The sequence below is a fragment of the Bradyrhizobium sp. 41S5 genome, from assembly GCF_011516665.3.
Classification (GTDB): domain Bacteria; phylum Pseudomonadota; class Alphaproteobacteria; order Rhizobiales; family Xanthobacteraceae; genus Bradyrhizobium; species Bradyrhizobium quebecense.
Genome location: NZ_CP083721.1, coordinates 5,882,142 through 5,898,030 on the forward strand (window position 1 = coordinate 5,882,142; position 15,889 = coordinate 5,898,030).

The window sequence follows — 15,889 nt, forward strand, 5'->3', positions numbered from 1 at the left end:
GGTAAAGCTGACCTACCGCAGACATCATCAATGCACACGCCTTAGCCACTAGCGGAAAGAGAGAGCTAAAGGCGCCGCCGAGTTCGCGCCAGCACTTCAGACGGAAGCTCGCCGAACAATTTGCGGAAGTCGCTCGCGAAATGGCCGAGATTTCCGAAACCGCATTTAAAAGCGATTTCAGAGACGGAAGTCCGTTGATTTGCTTCCTGGAGCATCTTTTTCGCGCGTTGCAAACGCACCATTTTGGCAAATGCCAGCGGAGTGTATCCACGGCTTCTTCTGAAAGCCGCATAGAGACTGCGGATGCTGGTGCGCGTTTGCGATGCCAGATCCTCAATCGTAATAGCGCGTGTCCAATTTGCTTCTATGTATTCTTCCGCCATGCGGACCACGAGCGGAGATGGCTCCTTGGCAGGGCTCTCCAAAACATCGGTGAAGTTATGCCGGTGAGCCGAGAGGAGCGTGACGATTAGCGCTTGCTCAAGCTCAAGGAGCATCGGTTTAGGCAAGTGCGCAGCCGTCGAATTTAACTGGCTGGCCAGGAACAAGGTCAGCTCGCGTAACAGCTGAGCGCTTGGCTGCTTAGGAGCAGCTGTCGGGTCAAACACCAGCGTCGTCCGAGGTTTTGCGCCCAGCAGGGTTGTTAAGGCGTTCTCCAGCGCTGCAGCCTTGATGCGAAGGATCAGCTGCTCGAACTCGGGCTCAAATATTATGGTTGTAGGCTGCCCAGGTGGCGTAATGACCACGTGCTGCCGATTGACCGGCATCGTCGTCTTTTTGTCCAGAATGACGCCCGCCTCACCCTTGAGGCCGATTTGTAATCTTGCGAAATCGGCCTCAGGAAATTCGACGACTGTCTTCGCGCCATACCCGCAAAAGCCAAGGCCGACATTTGAGAGTCGAAGGTAGTTTGCCACACCTTCGAAGTCGTCGGGATCGGGGACTTCAAATCCGCTCGCGCCATAGACCGTAAACAGCGCATGTCGCATTTCTTCCGGATCACCTGTCCGAATGACGGGAGACCGACTCAACAGGCTTTCACGGTCATCCAACATGGTGGAAAGGACCTTGCGCTACCGGGGCAAATCTAATGGAAATAGTCAATCTTACAAAAATGCCTCCGGGACTGATCTAGATCAACTGCTTCGGATCAATTGCTCAAATCTTGCCAAGAATATCCAGATCGTGACGTTCTGAATTGAGCAAAGTTTGCAAGTTTTGGTGCAAGAAAACTCTTCAGGCCTCGCGCCGTTTGCAGTATTGACTTTTTGAAACGTAGCTCTAGGTGCGCGCGTTCGCTGCGTTCTTGACTTCCGGCCGCTGATGGAGAGGGGGCGATCTATGGCTGATGCGATGGAAAGATTCATCGCGGATCAAAACATGACGCGGTACCAGTTGCTATTGCAAAAGGAAACGCATCCGGATCGCCGCAGAATGTTGCTTCAGTTGCTTGCTGACGAAGCCAAAACACTGCCCGAGCCTATCAGGCGAGTAGCGATGCTCAGGATAAATCGAATTTCAATTACCTAATTATATTCGTCAGTATGGAGCAAACTTCCCCATCATCCATACTGGCCAACACAGGGGCCGTCGAACGCCGCATTCGACGGCTCCAGTTCATTCAAGAATAGAACCGACAGCCTTCCTAGCGGCTTCAAGGTGTTTACGGATGAGCGTGGCAGCGAGTTCCAATGCGTCCGCCATTTCGCCCCTAAAGGTGACACCAGTGGCCGAGCCTCTGTGCGAGATGTGCGCACGCACCTTGACTTTTGTTGCCACGATGAGAGGGATTGGTCTACGTCCGAAGGTCACGGTGTACCGTTGCGACCACTGCAAGCGGATCGACGCCGAAGAATAAGATGTCGCACAAAGACACGTCCCGCGACCTCACCAGGTTCTGAAGCCGAACCAGCCGAACTGCCCTTGTCGTGCTGCCAGAAGCATCTGCGACTGGGCGCTTTGCCTCGGTCGAGCCGCAAGACGCGACATCTTGTGTTGTCGCTTGCGATCGACGGTCGTAGCCGGGCGTGTATCCGGTTTGGGCAGCATCGCGAAAGAATTCGCCATCACCGGGCTGTGTGCGACGGTAACGGGCTGTTTGGCTACATCCGACGAAGTTGCGACCTCGGTCGCCGCCTCCGTCACGGGCACAGCCGCGACGATCACCGGCGATCGGGTATCGAAGACAACACGCCCGGGCCATTTGCGATCTGAATGGATACATGGCCGGCCGGTCCGCAGCCGCCTGATCGACGGTCGGGGCCTTCGGCAGCCAATAATTCGCAACAAAGAGCAGTGCGAGCAACACTGCTCCGACCTTCCAAAAATATGCCGCCAGTGGCATGTTGGTGACCCCGGTGCGCCCCCGAACATTGTCGTGGGCCTGGCCCAGACGCCTTTAGATTCATGCGTCGATTTGTGCGAGACCTGCTCGGTCAAGCAGCACGATTTTGATGTGTGGCACACAAGGCGAGATCGGTTGGTTGCGGTGCACACTATCGCTGCGATGAAGGCTACGATCCGCCCTGCGCTCCGTGCGTTAGGGGCGCATGAAAGCGAAGTCCGTGTCAGGGTCGCAATTGTCGGCGATGAAGCGAAGCTCCGACTGGACGTCGGAGACGCTCCTGTCTTCGAGGTATTTCGAGACGACAAGGCCGAGCAGCGAGCGGCAGAGGCTGTCGTGCCCCACCCCAGCGGCCTCCGCTTCGGCAAGTGCTGCTGAGAAATGAAGCTTCGCAATCTCGGCTGCGGACATCCCGGTCTCCTTTTTTCCTTTGTCTTACGGGAGCTCCGCAGTGCCTTTGATCTGCGTCAAATCGAGGCCCGCGCCGGCGTCAATGAAAATCCCGTGACGACGGCAGGATGCGGACGTTGCGCGGGTGGCGGATTTTTTGCGGCGAGTTGTCGCCGTGATCGCGGCGGTCGTCGTTGAGCGGCTCGATCAGCGCCGGTCCCGGCGGCACCGGATGCTTGCGACTGAGGGATTCGTTGGCGAGGCCGATCAGATCGTGGGAACGGTCGGTCATGCGCTGCGCCACCAGATGCGTCACGCCCTCGGGGCTGCTCTGGATATAGCCCTCGACCAGGATCAGGCGCGCACCCATCACTTCCTTGCGGTACTGCTCCATCACTTTCGGCCATACCACGATGTTGGCGATTCCGGTCTCGTCCTCCAGCGTCATGAACACGACACCCTTGGCGCTGCCCGGCCGCTGCCGCACCAGCACGACGCCGGCGCAACTGACGCGGCGGCGGTCGTTGCTGCGGTTGATGGTGTGGCAGGCGACGACGCGCTCTCTGGTGAACATCTCGCGCAAGAATTCCATCGGATGGCCCTTCAGCGACAGGCGAATGGTCTGATAGTCGGCGACCACCTGCTCGGGACGCGGCATCTCCGGCAGCGGTTTTGCGCCCTCATCCGGCTGCTCGCGCGCGGTGGCGGCCTCGAACAGCGGCAGCGGCACATCGTCGGGCAGCCGCCGCACCGCCCACAGCGCCTCGCGGCGATCGAGCCCGAGCGAGCGGAACGCATCGGCGTCGGCGAGCAGGATCAGCGCGTGTTTCGGGAGGCCGGTATCGCGGGCGAAATCTTCCAGCGAGGTGAAAGGCCGGCGGTTGCGCGCGGCTACGATGCGGTCGGCCCAGTCGAGCTCTTGCTTCGCCTCTCCCGCTTGCGGGGGAGGGAGCACAGGCGCATCCCGGAATGACGATTGTAACTGCTTCAACCGCTCCTCGTCCTCATCCAGCCAGTGAAACCCGTCGATCTGGCGGAAGCCGAGCCGCACCGGGCAGTATTTTCCGTCACGTTCTTCCAGCGTGTTCTGCGCAAAGCTGAAGGAGACATCGATCTCGCGCACCGTGACGCCGTTGTTGCGGGCGTCGCCGACGATCTGCGCCGGGGCATAGAAGCCCATCGGCTGCGAGTTGAGCAGGCCGCAGCAGAACGCATCGGGATGATGGTGCTTCAGCCATGAGGAGATGTAGACGAGCTGCGCGAAGCTCGCGGCATGGCTTTCCGGGAAACCGTAACTGCCAAAGCCCTTGATCTGGTCGAAGCAGCTGCGGGCGAAATCCGGATCGTAGCCGCGCGCCACCATGTTGCCGACCAGCTTCTCCTCATAGCTGCCGATGGTGCCGAGGTTACGGAAGGTCGCCATCGAGCGGCGCAGACCATTCGCTTCTTCCGAGGTGAAATGGGCCGCCTCGATCGCAATCCGCATCGCCTGCTCCTGGAACAGCGGCACGCCGAGCGTCTTGTGCAGCACGTTGTAGAGTTCGTCCTTGTCGCCCTGATCTGGCGCCGGCGATGGATAGCTGACCTTTTCCTGGCCGTTCCGCCGCCTGAGATAAGGATGCACCATGTCGCCCTGGATCGGACCGGGACGCACGATCGCAACCTCGATGACGAGATCGTAGAAGGTGCGCGGCCTCAAGCGCGGCAGCATGTTCATCTGGGCGCGGCTCTCGACCTGGAACACGCCGAGCGACTCGCCGCGGCACAGCATGTCGTAGACTTCCTTTTCGTCCTGCGGGACCGAGGCGAGCTCCCAGCGCTCGCCCTTGTGGTCATCGATCAGGTCGAAGCATTTGCGGATGCAGGTCAGCATGCCCAGCGCCAGCACGTCGACCTTCATCATGTGAAGCGCGTCGACGTCATCCTTGTCCCATTCGATGAAGGTGCGGTCGTCCATCGCGGCGTTGCCGATCGGCACATAGGTGTCGAGCCGGTCCTGGGTCAGCACATAGCCGCCGACATGCTGCGAGAGATGGCGCGGAAACTCGATCAGCTCGGTGGCGAGCTCGACCGCGAGGTTGATCATCGCGTTCTTCGGGTCCAGCCCGGCCTGCCGCACCTGCATGTCGTTGAGGCCCTTGCCCCAGCTGCCCCACACGGTGTCGGCGAGCGCCGCGGTGACGTCTTCCGTCAGCCCGAGCGCCTTGCCGACGTCGCGGATCGCGCTGCGCGGTCGATAATGGATGATGGTGGCGATGATGGCGGCGCGGTGGCGGCCGTAGCGGCGATAGACATACTGCATCACCTCCTCGCGCCGCGAATGCTCGAAATCGACGTCGATGTCGGGCGGCTCCAGCCGCTCCTTGGAGATGAAGCGCTCGAACAGCAGATCTACCTTGGTCGGATCGACCGAGGTGACGCCGAGTACGTAGCACACCGCCGAATTGGCCGCCGAGCCCCTCCCCTGGCACAGGATGTTCTGGCTGCGCGCATAGTGCACGATGTCGTGCACGGTGAGGAAATAATGCGCGTATTTCAGCTCGGCGATCAGCGCGAGCTCCTTGTTCAGGGTGGCGCGAAGTTTTTCGTCGATCTCGCCGCCGAAATATTTGTCGACGCCGGCCCAAGTCAAATCCTCCAGATGCTGCTGCGCGGTCTTGCCCGGCGGCACCGGCTCGTCGGGATACTGGTATTTGAGCTGGTCGAGCGAGAACGAGATGCGCTTGGCAAAGCGCATGGTCTCCGCGATCGCGTCCGGCAGATCGCGGAACAGCCTCGCCATCTCATGCGCCGGCTTGAGATGCCGCTCGGCATTGGCCTCGAGCCTGCGGCCGACCGCCTCGATCGTGGTCTTTTCGCGGATGCAGGTCAGCACGTCCTGCAACGGGCGGCGGGCGGGATGGTGATAGAGCACCTCATTGGTGGCGAGCAGCGGCACGCCGGCATCGGCGGCGAGACCTTGCAGCCGCGCGAGACGGCGCCTGTCGTCGCCGCGATAGAGCAGGCTTGCGGCGAGCCAGACGCCATCGGCCGCGCTGGCCTTGAGCTGCGCGAGCAGATCAAGCGCTTTCTCCTCTTCGAAACGATGCGGCAGCGCCAGCACCAAGAGCTGGCCTTCGGCGAAGTCGACGAGATCGGACAGAGTGAGCCGGCAGTCGCCCTTCTCGATGCGCTCGATGCCGCCGCCGCGCTTGCCGCGGGTAAGCAATTGGCACAGCCGGCCGTAGGCGGCGCGGTCGCGCGGATAGACCAGAATGTCGGGCGTGCCGTCGATGAAGACGATGCGGGCGCCGATCAAAAGCTTGGGCGGATGGGCGACCTTGTCGCTGTCGCGCTCCTTCCAGGCGCGCACCACGCCGGCCAGCGTATTGTGATCGGCGAGCCCGATCACGGGGATCCCGAGTTCGCTCGCCTGATGCACATAGGCGCGCGGATCGGAGCCGCCGCGCAGGAAGGAGAAATTGCTGGTGATGCCGATCTCGGCATAGTCGGGCATCAGATCCTTGTTTTGACGCGTTTTCTTCACGCGAACCGGCTCCCACTTCGCTCGAAAACGCTCTGCATATTCATGCGAACAGCCCGTGCACATACCAGTTGGCCGGGACCGGCCTGCCCTGCTCGTCGCGCAGCTCGCTCTCGTAGAGGCCGTCGCGAAAGATCCAGAAGCGCTGGCCCTCGGCATCCTCGACGCGGAAGTAATCGCGCGTCAGCGCCGCGCCGTCCTGCTTCCACCATTCCATCGCGATGCGCTCGGGGCCTTCGACCCGCACCACCGCATGCAAGGCGCGCCGCCAGGTGAACTGGTGCGGCGGGCCGTCCGGCACACTCGCAAACGGCACTTTGATGGGCTCGGGCCGCTCGAACAGCCTGAGCGGTCGCAACGGCGGCTCGCCGGCGACGCGCTCCGGCCACGCGGCGGCGCTCGCCGCGGCCAGATGATGCTGCGCCGGCAGCGCGAGCGCAGCGCGTTCGGGGATGTGGCTCTCGAGCGGCAGATGCACGACGACGCGTTTGCCCCCGATGCGGGCGGCGATGCGGTCGATCAGCGCCGAGATCTCGTCATTGTCGTGCACAGTGGCGTCAAGGTCGCGCTGCTGCTGCACCACGATCTCGGTACGCCCCGCGGCGAGGCGGATGAGATCGAAGCCGAAGCCGGGATCGAGCGGATCGTTGAGCGCATCGAGCCGCTCGCGGAACAGGCGGTCGATCATCTCCGGCCGCGTCACCGGCCGTCCGGTCTCGACCATGATCGTGCGCACCGCTCCGTCGGTGCGGAAGAAGCTCGCTTCCAGCTGCCGCGCGCCCTTGCCCTGCTTCTCCATCGCCGCAACCAGCGTCTTGGCGAGGCTTGAGAGCGTCAGCGCGATCACGGTGTCGGTTGCGATGGGTTCGGGAAAACGCTTCTCGACGATGTAATCGGGCAGCGGCTTGCGCGGGCTGATCGGGGCATCGCCCTGCCCGAGCGCGTGACCGAGCAGGGTGGTGAAGGCCGAGCCGAACCGCGCCGAGATCTCATGCGGCGCGCGCGAGGCGACATCGCCGATGGTCTTCAGGCCGGCGCGGCGCAGGCCGGTGGTGACCGTGGCATCGGCGCCGAGCGCCGACACCGGCAGCGGACCGACCGCCTCTGCCTCCGCGCCGCTGGCTACGATCTGCCCCGAGGCGTAGCGCGTCAGCGTGCGCGCCGCGATCGAGGTGCCGGCAATCGCCGCACTGACGGCAAAGCCGCGTCGGCTCAGCGCATTGGTGACGATCTGCAGCAGCGCGCGCTCGCCGCCGAACAGATGCGCGCAGCCGGTGATGTCGAGAAACAGGCCGTAAGGCGGATCGAGCGCGACCAGCGGCGTGAAGCGGTCGCACCAGTCGGCGATGTCGTTCAGCGTCTTCAGATCGGCGGCGGGGTCTGCGTCGTAGACCGTAAGCTCCGGGCAGATCGCCCGGGCATTGGCGAGCGGCAGCCCGATCGACAGCCCGGCGCGCACCGCCGCCTCGTCGATCGCGTGCAGCAGGATCGCGTTGTGGTCCTTTGCGACCACGACGCTGGGGAGGTCGCTACTTGCCCCATTCGTGAGGGACGCATGAGCGGACGGGTTCCCTCCCCCCTTGCGGGGGAGGGTCAGGGAGAGGGGTAAGCCACATACGCCGGTGTCCGTGGTACCCCTCTCTCCAACTCTCCCCCGCAAGGGGGGAGAGAGCCCTGCCAATGTGCTCGCCTCACCTGAAGGTTTATCCACCTCATACGCGTCAGCTTGCGAGGCGATGTCCTGCGCGAGCTTGCGCTTGATGCGGTCGATGGGCAGGCGTGGCAGCCACAGGCTGAGGATACGCCGACGGTTCACTGAATTGGCACTCATCACATTTCCATTCCATGATCCATCGCCCAACCGGGCCATGACGATTGCGTACGAGTTCGGCCTCGAAGCGCGGCGCGCCCCAGGCGCTTGCGGCATTGCCTGGCGGCGAATGCGCCGCCCGCACGATCCAGCGCGTCTCCGCGGTCGAGGGGATCGCTGTCGCCGCGATCCGCAGCACCAGCGCGGTGACGCCGGAGGCTTGCGCGGCCAAGGTCAATTTGCGGCTGGCGACGAGATCGAGCTGGCGCGCATGGCCCCAGATCTCGAGCACGACCGCGCCGAGCGCATCGCAGGCGAGCGCATCGGCCGCGGTGCGCAGGCCGCTGTCGACATCGGCGGCACGCACGGTGACCAGGAGGCGCGGATCGAGGCCGAGCTCGGCCAGCCCGCGCATCGACAGCGCGCCGTTTTCGCGATCGGAAAAATCCTGCCGCACCCAGACCAGCGGCTTGCGCGCTGACACCCGTCCGGCGAGCCCGGCGATGAAGCCGGTCGCCGCGCCGCCTTGATGGCCGGCTGCGAACACCTCGTGCAGCGCGGCCGGTGCAAGCCCGCCGCGCAGCATCGCGTCCGCGCTGGCATGTCCAAGCGCGATGCGGTTCGGCATCGCTGCCTCCGATGGCGCCTCGATGCGTGCGATGCTGCCGCGCAGAGACGCAAGCGTACCCGTGCGTGCGCCATTCATTGCGCCGCTCCTTCCACCTGAAAATTTGAGGCCGTCACTGACCAGAACAGAGAACCAGGGACTGGCCCATTTGTTCATGATATGTTCTAATATAAAGCTAACAGGGCCCACGGAGTCAATCGGATTGGTGAGCCCATCGATTCATGAATGGAATCAATGGGATTCAGCAGCCGCCGAACCGGATGGGCCCTGCTCTTCCGCAAGTCAGGCGCGCAGGCCCCAAAATGGCGGCGTGACGGAAACGGAGCAATCGCATGCGCATCATCGTGCTCGACAACGACACCGATTTCGAGGGCTGGCGCAAGGCCGCGCGGCGATTGGCGCTGAATGACGTGAAGCCTGCGGAGGCCACGTGGACCGTACGCAAGGACGACGAACTGTCGTCAGCCTCCTGCGTGAATGACTTGCCCGATGCGCCACAGGCGCGATTCAACGTGACAGCCATATTCGTCGAGCTTGCAAAGGCCACGATCCTGCATCGCAATGACGAGCGCTTCGCCCTGCTCTATCGCCTGCTGTGGCGGCTGCGCAGCCATCACGATCTGCTCAGCGCGACTGATGATCCTGACGTCGCCGAGGTCCACGCAATGGCGCGCGCGGTCTATGGCGACATCGACAGGATGCACGCACAGCTTCGCTTCCGCGAGATCGGCCGCGAGCGGACGGCGCATTACGTCGCCTGGTTCGAGCCGGAGCATCGCATCGTCGAGTTCGCCGCACCTTTCTTCGCCGGCCGCTTCGCCGACATGCCGTGGTCGATCCTGACCCCCGACGTCTGCGCGCATTGGGACGGGCACGCGATCTCGATCTCGCCGGGCATCGCCAAATCCGAGGTGCCGAGCGAGGATCGGCTCGAGGAGGCCTGGCGGCGTCATGACAACGGCCTCTTCAATCCCGCGCGGCTGAAAGTGATGGAGATGCCGCAGGCCTATTGGAGGAACCTGCCCGAGGACTCAATCATTAAGCCGCTGATCGAAGACGCCATGCGCATGACCAGCGGCCCCTTCATTGCACGCAAGGCGGCCGCGCCGCTGAAGCCGCAGGATGAGCCGATGGCCCGCAAGCAAGCCCGAGACAAGCAAGTCAAAGACAAGCAGATTCAAGAGATGCAAGTTCGCGACACGATCGCTGCCTTGCGCGAAGAGGCAGCCGATTGCCGCGCCTGCCCGCTGTGGAAGGACGCAACCCAGACCGTGTTCGGCGAAGGGCCGCAAGACGCGTCGCTGATGCTGGTCGGCGAGCAGCCCGGCGACAAGGAAGATCTCGCAGGCCATCCCTTTGTCGGACCGGCCGGGCAGATGCTCGATCGCGCGCTGCAGGACGCCGGCATCGCGCGCGCCAAGGTCTACATCACCAACGCGGTGAAGCACTTCAAATTCGTGCCGCGCGGCAAGATCCGGCTGCATCAGAAGCCGGGCACGCCGGAGATCCGCGCCTGCCGTCAATGGTACGCGCGCGAGCTTGACGCCATCAAGCCGGAACTCGTGGTGGCGCTCGGTGCCACCGCAGCGCAGAGCGTGCTCGGCAAGATCACCCCGATCAACAAGAACCGCGGCCGCCTGATCGATCACGACGGAACCAAGGTGCTCGTCACGGTCCACCCGTCCTACCTGTTGCGGCTGCCCGACGAGAAAGCCAAAGCGCTGGAATATCAGCGCTTTATCGACGACCTGAAAATTGCCGCAGATCAGTTGCGCAATCCGGCCCGCGCGGCCTGAGTTGCGCCAACCCGGCGGAACCGGGGACCACACTTCAACGTGAAATTGTTTCTGGTGCTGACAAATACCTACAACCTTTAATTGATCCGTGGTACTGTGACGTGTTCCACAGGTATCGGGCGTCATGTTCACGCCATGACGTACCTGAGGTGGGCGCGCTGCGCGGTTTGCTAGCCCCAATCGTGCGGCGCGCCACCTCATCTCGCAATGCTCCCCTCCTCACGCGTCCGCGCACCCGCTGGATTTCTGGTTATTTGAATTCCTGGTAGCCAGGATTTTCCGGTGACCTCGATTTCCGGTGGCGCGGCTTCGCCGGCCCGACGCCTCGCCGCCGGCGTCCTCGCCTTCCGGCATGTCTCGCTCCGCGAAACCCGGAAGGTGACTTCAGTCACGATCATTGCGCGATCGGTGATCGTCTGTTGCTGAAGATTGCCACGAGGCCGCGAAGGCCCGTGGACCTTCAATGCGTTGCACAACAATTCGGCGGGATGTCCACCGTTTTGGGTGGCCGGTTCACTTCACGGGGCGGATTTCAATTGCCTGTCATATGCATCGATCAAAATCGGAGGCATTGGGACAGGAGTTTACCATGAGCGATATGGCGTTACCCGGCTCGATCGAGCCCGCCCTGAAAAAGGGTCCGGACCTCGACAAGGGCTTCCACCCCATGACCGGGGTGATCTATATGGGCGTGGTTGCGGCCGCGCTGCTGTTCGTTGCCTACAGCATCTATGCCGACGTCGACGCCACCGGCACGCGCGTCACGTCGTTCCTGCCCTACATCATGCTGTTCGTTGCGCTGCTGATCGCGCTCGGCTTCGAATTCGTCAACGGCTTCCACGACACCGCTAACGCGGTCGCCACCGTGATCTACACCCGCTCGCTGCCGGCGCATATCGCCGTGGTCTGGTCGGGCATGTTCAACCTGTTCGGCGTGCTGCTCTCGAGCGGCGCCGTCGCGTTCGGCATCGTGTCGCTGCTACCGGTCGAGCTGATCCTGCAGGTCGGCTCCAGCGCCGGCTTTGCGATGGTGTTCGCGCTGCTGATCGCCGCCATCATCTGGAATCTCGGCACCTGGTGGCTCGGCCTGCCGGCATCGAGCTCCCACACCCTGATCGGTTCGATTATGGGCGTCGGCATCACCAACGCGCTGCTGCGCGGCCGCGACGGCACCTCCGGTGTTGACTGGTCGCAGGCGACCAACATCGCCAAGGCGCTGCTGCTGTCACCGCTGTTCGGCTTCGCGCTCGCCGCCGGCCTGCTCTACATCCTCAAGATCGTGCTGGCGCGCGCGACGCCGGCGCTGTTCGGCGAGCCGGTCGGCAACCAGCCGCCGCCATGGTGGATCCGGGGCATCCTGATCCTGACCTGCACGCTGGTCAGCTTCTTCCACGGCTCGAACGACGGTCAGAAGGGCATGGGCCTGATCATGCTGATCCTGATCGGCACCGTGCCGACCGCCTACGCGCTGAACCGCGCGCTGCCCGCGAGCCAGATCGAGCAGTTCGCCGCGCACTCCACCTCGGCCAGCAAGGTCATCGAAGGCAAGGCCGCCGGTTACAATGTGATCGGCAATCCGCGCCCGGCCGTGACCAACTATGTCGCGCAGCACCAGATCAACGAAGGCACCTATCCGTCGCTCGCGGTGCTGGTGCGCGACATCGGCCAGCAGGTTGCCCAGTATGGCTCGCTTGCCAAGTTCCCGGCTGATGCGGTCGGCAACACCCGTAACGACATGTACCTGGCGTCCGAGGCGATCCGCTTCCTGATGAAGGACAAGGAAGCCGAACTGACCGCGGCCGACGTCGCCACGCTGAACGAGTACAAGGGCTCGCTCGATGCCGCGACCAAGTTCATCCCGAGCTGGGTGAAGTTCGCCGTCGCCATCGCGCTCGGCCTCGGCACCATGGTCGGCTGGAAGCGCATCGTCGTTACGGTCGGCGAGAAGATCGGCAAGACCCACCTGACCTACGCGCAGGGTGCCTGCGCCGAGATCACGGCAGCCGCGACGATCGCGGCAGCCGACGGCTACGGCCTGCCGGTCTCGACCACGCACGTGCTGTCGTCAGGGATCGCGGGCACCATGGCCGCCAACGGCTCCGGCCTGCAATGGGCGACGATCCGCAACATCGCGATGGCCTGGGTGCTGACCCTGCCGGCCGCGATGATCATCTCGGGCTGTCTGTACTATGTATTTTACCACGTGTTCTGATGCCGACACCCTTTCCGCGCGGCATCGCGCCGGACGCAAGGCCCGCACCATTGGTGCGGGCCCTTTGCTTCTTGACGGTCGCGGCGCGCTCAGGCGGCGTACACTTTCGCGATCTCGGCCAGCAGTCTGCGCGCCCATTTGTGCAGGCCTGATTTGGCCGTCCGGGCGCTCCAATACATGTCGATCGAGATCGGCACGCGGAACGGCAACGACGCGACGTGCAGGCCGCCGCGCATCGCCCGCGCCAGGTGATGCGGGATCGTCGCAACGAGCCGTGTGCCGGCGACGATGCGCTCCAGACTGTCGTGGTTCGGAAGGCTGACCGCGGGTTCAATCTCGATCTCCCTCGCCTTGAGCGCCTCGAGATAAAGCGGCTGCCACTCGCCGCTATGGGTGATGAAGACGTGTTCCGCCTTGGCGTAGGCCGACAGTGCGATCCGGCCGCGCGCCAGCGGATTGGCCGGATCCATCACGCAGACATAGTGATCGGTGAGAATATGGCGCCGAAAGAAGCTTTCGCCGACGACCCCGACCGGACCGAGCACGATGTCGCACTGGTTCTGCTTGAGATGGATGTCGCCATGGCCCGCGGCATCGAGCAGGACGAGACGGACCCGTGGTGCGCCGGCACGCAGCCGTTCACTGAACTGCGGCATCAGGGTCTGGCGTTCGTGATAGTTGCAGGAGATCGTCACGCCGCCCTGCGCCGTCGCCGGATCGAATTCCGCCGGTGAGGCAAGCCCGTCGATCTCGCCGATCATGTCCCGCGCCCAGCTGACCAGCGCCGCGCAGCGTTCGGTGGCGGTCACGCCATTGCCGTTGCGAACGAACAAGGGATCACCGAGCGCGCCGCGCAGCCGCTCGACCGCGTAGCTGATGGTGGACTGGTTGACCTCGAGCCGCCTGGCCGCCGCCGAGAACGACTGCAGGTCGTAGACCAGCACAAGCGTCCGCAAGGTCCCGATGTCGATCGGATCGATCGAGGAATTGGCCACCACGCTGCACCTCCTGCCTTGCCGGCAGCCCAGCCTAGCACAAGGTCATGGAATATTTCGATGGTCTATATCAATCCCATCTAATTGAACGATTGCTGGCACTGGCGCTAGGCTTCGCGAAAAAGCGCTCCGGGAGGACCAATGACCCACACCGTGCCTGTCGTGACCGACATCGCGTATCAGGATCTGCTCGACGACCCCTATCCGATCTTCCGCCGCCTGCGCGAGCTGGCGCCGGCGGTCTTCGTCGAGCCGGCCAGGCTGACGCTGGTGACGCGCTTCGACGACATCGTGCGCATCGAGCGCGATCCCGCGACCTACTCGGCCGATAATCCGACCTCGCTGGTCAACAAGGTGATGGGGCCGACCTTCATGCGCAAGGACGGCGCCGAGCACGCGATCGGCCGCAAGGCGATCGAGCCCTCGTTCCGCCCGGCCACGATCAAGGAGTATTGGGCACCGAAATTCACCGCGATCGCGCAAGAGCTGATCGATGAGCTGTCCGCTGCCGATCAGGCCGATCTGTTCTCAGCGCTGGCCGCGCCGATGGCCTCGCGCAGCCTGATGGCGATGATCGGCTTTCGCGCGATGCCGTGGCAGACCCTGGCCGACTGGTCGCAGGCGCTGATCGACGGCGCGGGCAACTACACTGCCGATGCCGGGATCGAGCGCAAGGCGATGCAGGCGAGCGCCGATGTCGACGCCGCGATCGACGCGGTGCTCGACGATCACCGCGGCCACCCCAATCCCTCGATCCTGTCCTCGATGGTCAACGCCGATCCGCCGATGCCGATCGAGGGCATCCGCGCCAACATCAAGGTGATCATCGGCGGCGGACTGAACGAGCCGCGCGATGCGATCCTGACCCTCGTGCTCGGTCTCCTGCAAAACCCGGCGCAGAAGGACAGCGTGCTGGCGAAGCCGGAACTATGGCCCGCTGCGCTCGAGGAAGCGGTGCGCTGGATCTCGCCGATCGGCATGTATCCGCGCCGCGTCACGCGCGATGTCGACCTTTCCGGCACCGCGCTGCCCGAGGGCCTTCAGATCGGGCTCTGCGTCGGCGCGGCGAACCGCGACGGCAATCGCTTCGCCGAGCCCGATCGTTTTGACGTGACTCGGCCGAAGCAATCGCATCTGGCGTTCGGCGCCGGACCGCATTTCTGCGCCGGCACCTGGGTGTCGCGGCTCACGGTCGGCAAGATCGTGGTGCCGATGCTGTTCGCGCGCTTGCGCAATTTGCGCCTCCGCGCGGAGGCGCCGCCTGTCGTCCGCGGCTGGGTGTTCCGCGGACCGGTGACGCTGCAGGTGCGATGGGATGCGTGACCGATGCACATCGCGTTGTCGGATCACTTCTTGGCAGCAGCGCCAGCTCTCCCCCTATCCGTAGGTGGATAGGTCGATGCGAACAGGCAATCGTGCACCCACGACTGATCGATCTCGATCGTATTTCCAGAGGTCGTCCGCATGCGGCGTTGGCAGGTCACTGGATGAGACCGGATTCATATTCCAGCGCACATCGCCCCGGATCGTGGCACTGTCGCCGGGCTCCGGGCATGGCGCGTCCGTTGAGTCAGGGCTTCTCGAACATGTCGCCACAGGCTGCGGCGCACCGTCTTTCAGGACACTGACGAGTCGGTTTTCGGATATGTGACCGCTCGCCCACTGCATCCCGACGCTACAGATCCTGTCGCCATTCTGGCGATGCGCCTCGCCCCAGCAGCCATAAGTCCAGCTTCCATAGGGCGGAGGCAGAAGAACGCAGGACGTCTTGTAGCCGGCGAACGGTCCGCCGCTGTCTCCGGATGCGACGCGCCGCTCTCGTTCCATCGCGTGCACCGGTCCGGCCTTTTGCAGAAAGTCGAGCCGGTTGCGAGTGATTTGCAGCAGAACCTCACGATCATCGGTCTTATCATCTTCCGCTTGCCCATATCTATCCGGGCCGTGCGAACGCACCTCAAGCCATCGGCGTTGGCTCTTGACCAACGCCTCATGGAATTGCTGATCCGTGGTTTCGCGCAGAAGCTTGAAATAGGCGGCGCTCATCTCCGCGTCGGCCTTCTTCAAGTCCGGCGTCGCACAGATCAGCTTGTCCACCGGCAGCGAAGCCCGTGCGCAATCGAGCGCCGGAGCCGGACATGAGTGGCCGACCACGAGAACACCGACCGCCAGAACAAGGCCGAGTTTCATTGTC

11 protein-coding genes are annotated in these 15,889 nt (G+C 63.5%); 4 read left to right on the forward strand and 7 right to left on the reverse strand.

Annotated elements, in window-relative coordinates; all coding sequences use genetic code 11:
• Window positions 1-65: 65 nt before the first annotated feature.
• A complete protein-coding gene (locus HAP47_RS28455; protein WP_173641758.1) occupies window positions 66-1,055 on the reverse strand; it encodes an AraC family transcriptional regulator in 990 nt (329 codons plus the stop codon).
• A gap of 286 nt (window positions 1,056-1,341) precedes the next feature.
• Between HAP47_RS28455 and HAP47_RS28460 the strand changes: the two genes are divergently transcribed.
• Window positions 1,342-1,530, forward strand: coding sequence for a hypothetical protein (locus HAP47_RS28460; protein WP_173640767.1), 189 nt, complete (start codon window positions 1,342-1,344; stop codon window positions 1,528-1,530).
• A 1,009-nt stretch (window positions 1,531-2,539) separates the two neighbouring features.
• On the opposite strand, the gene HAP47_RS28465 is transcribed toward HAP47_RS28460, so the two are convergent.
• The 4 genes from HAP47_RS28465 to HAP47_RS28480 form a co-directional block, all read right to left on the reverse strand.
• Window positions 2,540-2,755 carry a hypothetical protein gene (locus HAP47_RS28465; protein ID WP_173641757.1) on the reverse strand — a complete coding sequence of 72 codons (216 nt, stop codon included), beginning with the start codon at window positions 2,753-2,755 and terminating at the stop codon, window positions 2,540-2,542.
• A gap of 79 nt (window positions 2,756-2,834) precedes the next feature.
• A complete protein-coding gene (locus HAP47_RS28470; RefSeq protein WP_173643068.1) occupies window positions 2,835-6,230 on the reverse strand; it encodes an error-prone DNA polymerase in 3,396 nt (1,131 codons plus the stop codon).
• 70 nt (window positions 6,231-6,300) lie between these two features.
• Complete coding sequence (locus tag HAP47_RS28475; RefSeq protein ID WP_371821671.1) at window positions 6,301-8,088, reverse strand: Y-family DNA polymerase; 1,788 nt, start codon at window positions 8,086-8,088, stop codon at window positions 6,301-6,303.
• Complete coding sequence (locus HAP47_RS28480; protein WP_173641755.1) at window positions 7,979-8,773, reverse strand: ImuA family protein; 795 nt, start codon at window positions 8,771-8,773, stop codon at window positions 7,979-7,981. Before HAP47_RS28480 ends, HAP47_RS28475 begins: the two co-directional genes overlap by 110 nt.
• 254 nt (window positions 8,774-9,027) lie before the next feature.
• On the opposite strand from HAP47_RS28480, the gene HAP47_RS28485 reads away from it, so the two are divergent.
• Both HAP47_RS28485 and HAP47_RS28490 read left to right on the forward strand, forming a co-directional pair.
• Window positions 9,028-10,491, forward strand: a complete 1,464-nt coding sequence (locus HAP47_RS28485; RefSeq protein ID WP_173641754.1) for a UdgX family uracil-DNA binding protein — start codon at window positions 9,028-9,030, stop codon at window positions 10,489-10,491.
• Window positions 10,492-11,080: 589 nt separating this feature from the next.
• The gene (locus HAP47_RS28490; RefSeq protein ID WP_173641753.1) at window positions 11,081-12,703 is read left to right on the forward strand and encodes an inorganic phosphate transporter; all 1,623 of its coding nucleotides are present in this window, start codon (window positions 11,081-11,083) and stop codon (window positions 12,701-12,703) included.
• A gap of 89 nt (window positions 12,704-12,792) precedes the next feature.
• On the opposite strand, the gene HAP47_RS28495 is transcribed toward HAP47_RS28490, so the two are convergent.
• On the reverse strand, window positions 12,793-13,701 hold the full coding sequence (locus HAP47_RS28495) for a LysR family transcriptional regulator (RefSeq protein ID WP_173641752.1): 909 nt from the start codon (window positions 13,699-13,701) through the stop codon (window positions 12,793-12,795).
• 138 nt (window positions 13,702-13,839) lie between these two features.
• Between HAP47_RS28495 and HAP47_RS28500 the strand changes: the two genes are divergently transcribed.
• Window positions 13,840-15,021, forward strand: coding sequence for a cytochrome P450 (locus HAP47_RS28500; RefSeq protein ID WP_173641751.1), 1,182 nt, complete (start codon window positions 13,840-13,842; stop codon window positions 15,019-15,021).
• A gap of 54 nt (window positions 15,022-15,075) precedes the next feature.
• On the opposite strand, the gene HAP47_RS28505 is transcribed toward HAP47_RS28500, so the two are convergent.
• The gene (locus HAP47_RS28505; protein WP_231168449.1) at window positions 15,076-15,885 is read right to left on the reverse strand and encodes a lysozyme inhibitor LprI family protein; all 810 of its coding nucleotides are present in this window, start codon (window positions 15,883-15,885) and stop codon (window positions 15,076-15,078) included.
• Window positions 15,886-15,889: the final 4 nt, after the last annotated feature.

Bases quoted from the DNA above. Each gene is read 5' to 3' on its own strand.
- HAP47_RS28455 (WP_173641758.1), bottom strand. From the start codon at position 1,055: ATGTTGGATGACCGTGAAAGCCTGTTGAGTCGGTCTCCCGTCATTCGG.
- HAP47_RS28460 (WP_173640767.1), top strand. From the start codon at position 1,342: ATGGCTGATGCGATGGAAAGATTCATCGCGGATCAAAACATGACGCGG.
- HAP47_RS28465 (WP_173641757.1), bottom strand. From the start codon at position 2,755: ATGTCCGCAGCCGAGATTGCGAAGCTTCATTTCTCAGCAGCACTTGCC.
- HAP47_RS28470 (WP_173643068.1), bottom strand. From the start codon at position 6,230: ATGCCCGACTATGCCGAGATCGGCATCACCAGCAATTTCTCCTTCCTG.
- HAP47_RS28475 (WP_371821671.1), bottom strand. From the start codon at position 8,088: ATGAGTGCCAATTCAGTGAACCGTCGGCGTATCCTCAGCCTGTGGCTG.
- HAP47_RS28480 (WP_173641755.1), bottom strand. From the start codon at position 8,773: ATGAATGGCGCACGCACGGGTACGCTTGCGTCTCTGCGCGGCAGCATC.
- HAP47_RS28485 (WP_173641754.1), top strand. From the start codon at position 9,028: ATGCGCATCATCGTGCTCGACAACGACACCGATTTCGAGGGCTGGCGC.
- HAP47_RS28490 (WP_173641753.1), top strand. From the start codon at position 11,081: ATGAGCGATATGGCGTTACCCGGCTCGATCGAGCCCGCCCTGAAAAAG.
- HAP47_RS28500 (WP_173641751.1), top strand. From the start codon at position 13,840: ATGACCCACACCGTGCCTGTCGTGACCGACATCGCGTATCAGGATCTG.
- HAP47_RS28505 (WP_231168449.1), bottom strand. From the start codon at position 15,885: ATGAAACTCGGCCTTGTTCTGGCGGTCGGTGTTCTCGTGGTCGGCCAC.